The sequence below is a fragment of the Cytophagia bacterium CHB2 genome, from assembly GCA_030263535.1.
Lineage (GTDB): Bacteria > Zhuqueibacterota > Zhuqueibacteria > Zhuqueibacterales > Zhuqueibacteraceae > Coneutiohabitans.
On the sequence record SZPB01000459.1, the window covers coordinates 1 to 4,287 of the forward strand.

Sequence of the window (4,287 nt, forward strand, 5' to 3'; positions counted from 1 at the left end):
CTGCGTCCCGGCTTCGGCGTCCTGCAAACGCAAATCGTGGCTGAGCAGGCGCGGAAACTTGAAGCAGAATTTGAAGGCCGGCGGCGTTTCCTCGCGCCATTTTTGCACGCTGGCCGGTTTCGGCAGGGCGTAAAACGTGGTGTTGCCCTCCACCGTGTTGAACACGGAGGCATATTGTTGCAGAAAATCGGGCGGCTTTGCCTCTCTCGTAAAAAATTCGCCGACCCAGTTTTTGTTGCTCCAGATCGGGCAGCCGAGGTAGTAGGATAAGTTTGTCATGAAAAATTATCCGCGGGAATGCGCGCCAAATCTGCAATAACCGCGCGCGGCTGTTCTTGCCCGCCAATGATTCGCCCTTCAACTCGCGACGGCTGCGGGCCAACAGCCACGCCGGCATCGGTGTCAAGTTAAGGATTTGAGAGAAAGCAAAAGCCCCAAAGGGGCGAGGCCGCATACGTAATTTCATTTCGCCCTGACAGGGCTACAAAAAAACGGCGATTTCTTGTTTTCCAGGGCGTTGCCCTTTGCTATCACATTTGTCCCCGTTGGGGACAGGCGCTTTCGTTAGCTTGACACATATGCCCCAAAGGGGCAAGACTACAGTTTATTACCGATTTTGATTGTCGAACTCCATTAAGCAGCGTGCCTTTGTTTAGAAAGCGCCCGGGCGGTGGTGATTCCTTCATGAATTGCAGCAATATAATTTGATCCGATTACAAATGCAAAGCCCGCGAATGCACAAACAAAAAAGCCACGGTTGAACCGTGGCTGAACGAGGAATTTTCAGGTTATGGAAACAGCGGCGGATGCTTTTGGTGAAAATCCGTCGCATCCTGATAGGCTTTTGCCACCGCCAACGTGAGCGCTTCGCCGTACAAATTGCCCATGAACGTGATGCTGGTGGGACTGCCCATGTCGTTGAAACCGTTGGGCAGCGTTACGCAGGGATGGCCGGTGAGATTGGTCAGCAAAAGATTCCCATCGAACGAGGGCACGACGTAGACATCGATGTTCTTCAGCATTTCCGCCATCGCCTGAATGACGAGATGGCGCACGCGATTTGCCTGAATGTATTCCACCGCGGGAATAAAGCGCGCGCTGCGGAAGGCATTGGGCCAGGCATTGCGAATCTGGCGCACCAGCAGATCGTCCTTGCCTGAGCGCGTCAACTCGTCGAATGCCGCGGCTGCCTCCGCGCTCAAAATAATCGTAAGCGCCTCAAACGGCAAATCCGGCAATTCCAGGGGAATCAGGTTCGCGCCCAGTTCGCGTAGCTTTGCAAGCGTGGCCTCGTTGGTGGCGCGATTGGTCGAATCCTTCTCAAAGCCGTTTTTGAGATAGCCAATGCGCAATTTGCTCAATTCGACTTTGGGATTATAATTGAACGGCAAATCAACGAGAGTTTGATCGAGACCGTCCGGGCCGTAAATGGCGTTAAATACCAGGGCGCAATCTTCTACCGTGCGGCACATCGGCCCGATTTTATCCATCGACCAGCTCAAGGCCATGGCGCCCGCGCGGCTCACGCGACCGTAGGTCGGCCGCAAGCCGGTTACGCCGCAGCGCGTCGAGGGCGAAACGATCGAGCCCCAGGTTTCCGTGCCAATGGCGAATGCCACCAGCCCGGCAGCAGTTGCTGAACCCGAGCCTGCCGAAGACCCGCTCGAGCCTTGTTCCAAATTCCACGGATTGCGCGTCTTGCCGCCGAACCACACATCGCCCCACGCCAGCTCGCCCATCGTGAGTTTTGCCACCAACACCGCGCCGGCAGCTTCGAGTTTTTGGATCACGGTCGCGTCTTCGTCGAGCACTTGATCTTTGAACGGAACCGAGCCCCAGGTGGTTTTGTAGCCTTTGACTGCCAGCAAATCCTTGGCGCCGTAGGGAATGCCGTGCAGCGGCCCGCGGTAGTTGCCCGCTGCGATTTCCGCATCCGCGCGTTGCGCTTGCTTGAGCGCCAGCTCTTCGGTGATGGTGATCACGCATTCAAGCTTTGGCCCATACTTTTTCAAGCGGCTGAGATACATCTGCGTAAGCTGCATCGACGTGACTTTGCGCGTGCGCAGCAGCTCAGCAAGCTCGCCGACCGAGGCATATGCCAAGTCTTCAGTGTTGGCAGGCACAGCGATTTTGGCGGGCGTGCTCCACACCGGCGGCCGGCGCTGAGTGTCGAACGTCATGCCCACTGGCACAGGATTGAATGTCAGCGCCGGCGGCACACTGTTGGGCAGAGGCACGTTGCGGATTTTTTGATAATTTTCGAGATTCTCTTTAAGATCGCCGAGCATCGAATCCCGTTTGGCTTCGTTGAATTGCAGGCCAATGATTTTCTCCGCGGCGGCGATGAGGGAGGGGGTGAGCGGTTGCACTTCCTCGGATTGCCCCTTCGTGATAAGGGGGATAAATATTGTACTGGCCAAAATACACGCGAACAAAGTACGCCAATTTAGTCGCATGTGAAATCCTTTTTCTATTTTGAAATTGAGATTAAAAATCTTGATGAGATCGATTCTTAGGTTCTACTTCCGATTATTTTGATTGATCGATTGAGTTGCAACAAGAGAATGGCTTGTATGCCCTTGGGCGATATGTAGAATTGATTGTTTATCTTTATCAAAAACCCTAGCTCACAAGCATAATTTGAAAATATATAAGTCGCAGTGTTTCTTGCTTTTTCAGTCTTCCAGGAAGTTGCTTTGCCCACTGATTTGACAAAATAATCCTTGACAGCATTATTCGAAACAGGGTAAAAACTTTTTGACAATACGAAAACTGTTTCAATTAATGATAATATCGTATAGGTGATTGATGAGAAATACGGGTTTTCACAAATAAAATCAGCCAAAAGGTCAATTTGTCCTTGACTTAATCGATCATTTGTTTCATCTCTTATTTCAGAGAACCGATTGCCTAAATCTGTTAAATAATAGTCATCCTTGTGCTTTACCACAAGATTCAAGAGTTTTGCAACAGCAATTCTATTTCGTATAGTTTTTTCAGATTTACCTTCCTGCTGACAAATCTCTCTTAGTCCCAAGCCCTCTCCTAAAAATTTTATAGACGTATTAAGCAAGCCCAACCTCACCATGCCATAGTCGCTTGACTGGATTTTTAGGAAATAGGATAACTCTTTGAAATTTTCATAGAACTTTGAGAGGATGGTCTCGGGTTTGTAGATAAATAATTCAATGTTTTCTTTCTTGCATGTTTCACGATGATTAGCAGTTGCCTCCGTTACAAAAATTGCCTTTTTGATTTGAGTGCTGATTAACTTGTTTTGCCTTTGTAAGCCTATCAAATCATCATGATATTGATTAATCTGTTCGATAATTTTCTCGTAAAAACCTACTACTTTCAACTCAATCAAGAGCAATTCATCGTTGATTAAATAAAGCAAATCAAGCTTGCCAGAGTCGACAAGTTTTTGTCTCGCGAGCAAGCTCAAATCCGAAGCTGACACTGACAAAATCTCAGCCAAAATTGATTTATCAGTGGTTAGAATATCCTCTATTATTTTTTCAGATATAGACCCAGTCATTCAGCCGTCCTCAACTGTTTACTTTGCTCGAGGAAATTCGATTCACCATCAAACTTCGAAACTAATGAAAATGGAGCAGATGTCTGCTCCATTTTCGTTTTCAGGCTCTTCATAAAACCGAAACAGGCGGCAAAGCTCCGAGGCAGGCAAATCCGTTTTCGCAAGCCTCATGTGCCTCGCGGCGGCGGCTTTAAACCTTCTTGTACATCGTGCCGATCGCCAGCAAGGCAAAACCGACCGTTACCAGCCAGAAGGCGTTCGCAGAAACGAATGCGATGGTGGTGAAATTCCCAAGAATGCCGAGAACGCCGGCAATGACGGCGATGAGCCAAACAACTTGGGTGGGGGCGTTGAACTTCATTTTCCATACCTCCGTTTTGAGGGGTGAAGGATAAAAGTGAGTTGACACTCATCCTGGAAAATGCCTTGCGCAGGCGCGCCGCTCGGGCGGCACCGGCAAGTCCCTGTCCTCAAATTTGCAAATACCGTTCACGGCATGCGCCAATATGTCAAAGCCAACGACAAGACGCAAGTAAAGTTTTCCCGTGGGCGGGCGCATTGGTTGGCAGATAGTAGAAAAGCCGATTCGAAAACGAAAAGCAACCCCTTTTGATTGTTGACCACTGCTCAATGCATAAAATAGATTACTAAGGAACGCCATTTAAATAACTTACTCATTTGGGGAACCGCCAATAAACGCGAATATCCGCTAATTTTAAAATTCGCGTTTATTGGCGTGCATTCGCGGT

Annotated in this window: 4 protein-coding genes; all 4 read right to left on the minus strand. The window is 49.2% G+C overall.

Features of this window, described 5'->3' with window-relative positions; translation table 11 throughout:
• A partial coding sequence (locus tag FBQ85_27180; protein MDL1878817.1) for a DUF72 domain-containing protein occupies positions 1-279 on the minus strand: 279 nt, incomplete at its 3' end.
• Between the two features lie 509 nt (positions 280-788).
• A complete protein-coding gene (locus FBQ85_27185; protein ID MDL1878818.1) occupies positions 789-2,456 on the minus strand; it encodes an amidase in 1,668 nt (555 codons plus the stop codon).
• A 56-nt stretch (positions 2,457-2,512) separates the two neighbouring features.
• Entirely contained in the window at positions 2,513-3,538 is a 1,026-nt protein-coding gene (locus FBQ85_27190) for a hypothetical protein (GenBank protein MDL1878819.1), read from the minus strand.
• 190 nt (positions 3,539-3,728) lie between these two features.
• Positions 3,729-3,899, minus strand: a complete 171-nt coding sequence (locus FBQ85_27195) for a DUF2244 domain-containing protein (protein ID MDL1878820.1) — start codon at positions 3,897-3,899, stop codon at positions 3,729-3,731.
• Between the last annotated feature and the right edge of the window lie 388 nt (positions 3,900-4,287).